Annotated in this window: 1 protein-coding gene; it reads left to right on the forward strand. The window is 52.1% G+C overall.

Features of this window, described 5'->3' with window-relative positions; genetic code table 11:
- On the forward strand, positions 1–3,885 hold a 3,885-nt coding region (locus B5G42_RS17325; protein ID WP_242961278.1), incomplete at both ends, for a GNAT family N-acetyltransferase.

Below are 3,885 nucleotides of genomic sequence, written 5' to 3' on the forward strand. Positions count from 1 at the left end.
ACATCATGGAGCGGACGCGACACCTGAACAGTCTGAAACTGATGGCGGAGGAAACCGTACTCCAGAGCGTAGTCCTGATTCCCCGCTGACCGAAGAACAGCCAAATACAGAAGTGGCGCCAAGCGCCGCACCTGTGGGAGAGCCGTCTGAAAAGGACGGCTCTTTTTCTGTTCCTGCGGAACAACCTACACGCCATTTTACCGATGCAGAAGTCCGGCGCAATTATGAGTACATCCTGACCAGCACCAATCTATACCCCCCAGAGCTGCACAGCGCGGTTCGCAGCGTATTGTCAGAACCGCCACTCAATCCTGACTGGTCAGACAAAGGGCGGCAGATTGCGGCTCTCTTTACTCCTTATGGCGACCGTGAATATCAAGGTGATCTTCTCTATCGTACCCGGTTACATGGTGAAGATGGCATTTCATTTCTCTTTGATGAAGGCTATACCTACATTCCCTGGAACGGGCTGGCGTTTTTACTGGACGCCATGATCGAGGACGGCGACTATCCCAATCCTGTTGTAGAGGAGCTACCTGACCCCATCGGAGATTATAACATCCCTGATGAAGTTGATGAGATGGGCGGTCCCCACCGGCAAATGACCATCGGAGAAGCGGATTTTAATTATGTCCTGGATGCTGTTGCTTATGAAGCCGGAGAAACCGTAGTGGAACCGGTCAAGCCGGAGGCGATTGTTCAAATGGAAAACGACACACCAGCAGCCGGTGGCGAGCCTGCATCCGTTCCTGGCGAAAATCCCCATGTTGTGGTGGAGGCCCCTGAAACGGCTCTCCCCACAGATACAGCGGAGCAGCCTACACCGCCGCCCGTCAAAGGAAACACGACGGCGCACAAGAATTTCCGCCGCTTTCAAGAGTTGTTCCCGGAGATTGTGTCCGGTCAATATGAGTATCTGCGGCTGGAGGCCGGAGAAGCCTACTATCCTCTGGTCATTCACCATAAATACGGTTCCCATTACTGCATGGAGCATTACTATATGCAGAACGGCGACCGGATGTATGACCCTTATATGGATTTCCAAATCGACAAAGAGGCTGGGACACTTCGGGCTTTCAGTTATGAGAACAGTGGCATTGGTGTATATAACGAGGCTGATCCCGACGACCCCGCATACGAGAAAGCAATCAACGGGTTCAACAGTTTCTTTGCCACCTGGCTGAACAATATCCGCAGCCAAGGCTATGAGCCGGTGCGGGCCTCTATGATGGTCAATGATGAAGAAGTAGATGTGGATTTGCGCCCTGCTGCCGAAACTGTTCCGGTCATGGAAGAAGAACAACCGGAGCAGCTCTCCCTTCTATCCCTGGAAAAGAGTACGGAAGATCTGCTTGTTGAGCGTGTCATGCAGAGAGGTCCCCTTACCGCAGGAAAAAAAGAACAAATCTACGAATTTGCTCAGACCCACCCCACCGGATCAGAATTTACTGCTTTCCTAAAAAAGCTATATGGATATGAAGGGTTCTCCGGTGATGAAATGGGCGTGAAATACGCCATGTTCAATAGTGAAGGTGTCACTATCGAATGGCAGGATGAGCAGGGCGAAACACAGGAAACAAAGCTGTCCTGGGCGCGGGCTGCCGGTGTCGTGCAACGCCTGATGGATGAAGGCCGCTATCTGGAAACCCCTGTTGTCAGTCTGCCGGAGCCGGAAACCGATGAGCCGCTTGAGGGAGAAACAGAACCGTATGATTACAGTTTTGAATATGGCCTTTTAGGGCGCCTTAAAGCGGACTGCGAGTATTTTCTAAGTGAAGGCCATCAGCACGAAAAGCATTTGTGGGCGGGTAGCATCCATGCACAGATAGCTAAAATGCGAGAGCTGTATGATCTGCTCCCGGAAAAGCCGGAAGGGATAACCAAAGAAATAATTGACGATTATGAAACCCGTATGGCTCCCTGGGAACACGATGAAGCAGAGGAAACACAGATTTTAGATGAAGCCCTGGACGCCCATCATGGGCAGATTGATATGCTGATGCAGGCGGTCCGAGGTGAGCTGACGGTTGGAACCATCCGGTACAGCATTTTTGAGGGGCGGCCCCATATCAGCATGATTGAAGTTCTGGAGGACTATCGCCGCCAAGGTATCGCAACCCAGATGCTCCGCTATCTGCAAGGGCAATATCCCAATGAGGAAATTGTATGGGGGTATTTGACCGAGGATGGCTCGGCCCTGTACCAAGCCGTGGTGGATGAGCAGCCCAATCCCGACTATCTCCGGGTACAAAATGACCTTGAAGATATTACGCGGGAATTTGACGCTTATGTGCGGCGCCTGGACGGTGGGGCTATTCTCTCCCCCCAAGAAGCTGCCGACATGGACGATCTGGAGGACACGCAATACCGGCTGGAAAAAGAGCTGGAAGAACTGCGCCCCATTCGCGCCTTTGTACGAATGGGTGATGGTACAGCAGCAGAGGCGCCCGCTGTTATGGATGAAGCCACCCCCACTGATCTGGCGCCCCTTCGTGAGCCGCCTGCGGCGCCGCAGGTCGCCGCACACAACTTCCGTTTTTCCGAGGACTATGACCTGTATCCAAGTGGAGCAAAGACCAAATATAAAAACAATGTCATGGCGATCAAGCTGCTCAAGCAGATTGAACTGGAAAAGCGGACAGCGACACCAGAAGAACAAATCATCCTTGCCCGCTATGTCGGATGGGGCGGGCTTGCCAACGCTTTCTCCAGTACGGCCTCTGGTTGGGAGAACGAATATCAGGAATTGAAATCCCTGCTGACTGATGTGGAATACAAGGCGGCCATGAACTCCACCATCACAGCCTACTACACCGAGCCTGACCTGATCCGGCACATTTACCGCGCCCTGGAACGGTTTGGCTTCGAGGGCGGCCCTGACCGAAAAATCCTGGACCCCGGTATGGGAACCGGCAACTTCTACTCTGTGCTGCCGGAGCAGTTTCAAGGGAGCAAACTGTTTGGCGTAGAGTTGGATTCCATCACCGGCAGAATCGCAAAGCAGCTTTATCCTGATGCGGATATTTCCATCATGGGATATGAAGCCACCAAATTTGAGGACAACAGCTTTGATGTGATTCTGGGCAATATCCCGTTCAACTCCGTGAAAATCTATGACCGGCGCTACAATGACCTGAACCCGTACATCCATGACTATTTCTTCATCAAGTCCCTGGACCTTGCAAAACCGGGCGGTATCATTGCCTTTATCACCAGCAAAGGAATTATGGATCGCAAGGACGAGAGCCTTCGGGAATATATCGCACGGCGGGCAGAGTTCATCGGAGCCATTCGCCTACCCAACACAGCGTTCAAGGCTTTGGCGGGAACCGATGTAACAGCGGATGTTGTTTTCTTGAAAAAGAGAGCGCAGACCATAGAACTTGATCGCATGAATCTTCCGTCCTGGATTGAAACTGACCTGGACCGCAGTAAATGGATCGCCTATAACCGCTATTTCAAAGATAATCCCGAAATGCTCATGGGCGAGATGGTGAGCAGCCGGAATATGTACGGCAACGAAGATGGGACGGCCTGTGTTGCCCCGGAAGATTTTGACCTGAACCAGCATATTACCCAAGCAGTTGACTCCCTGTATGCCCGTTTTACCGCAGAGCCGGATGAAGAAATCGAGGCGGACGAACCGGAAGAAAGCAATACAGAGTATGAGGACGCTCCGGCCGGAACCAAAAACTTCACCTATGTTGTGCGGGATGGCGAGATCTTCTTCTGTGAAAAAGATAAGCTGATCCCGCAGCCTTACACCGGCATGAAGGCCGAAAGAATCAAGGGATTGTGCGAAATCCGTACTGCGCTGCTGGAGGTTATCAACATCCAGTCCCATGAGTATGACCCGGTTGATCTCCAGAAAGTACAGGACACACT

This window comes from Flavonifractor sp. An91, from assembly GCF_002159225.1.
Taxonomy (GTDB): Bacteria; Bacillota; Clostridia; order Oscillospirales; family Oscillospiraceae; genus Flavonifractor; species Flavonifractor avicola.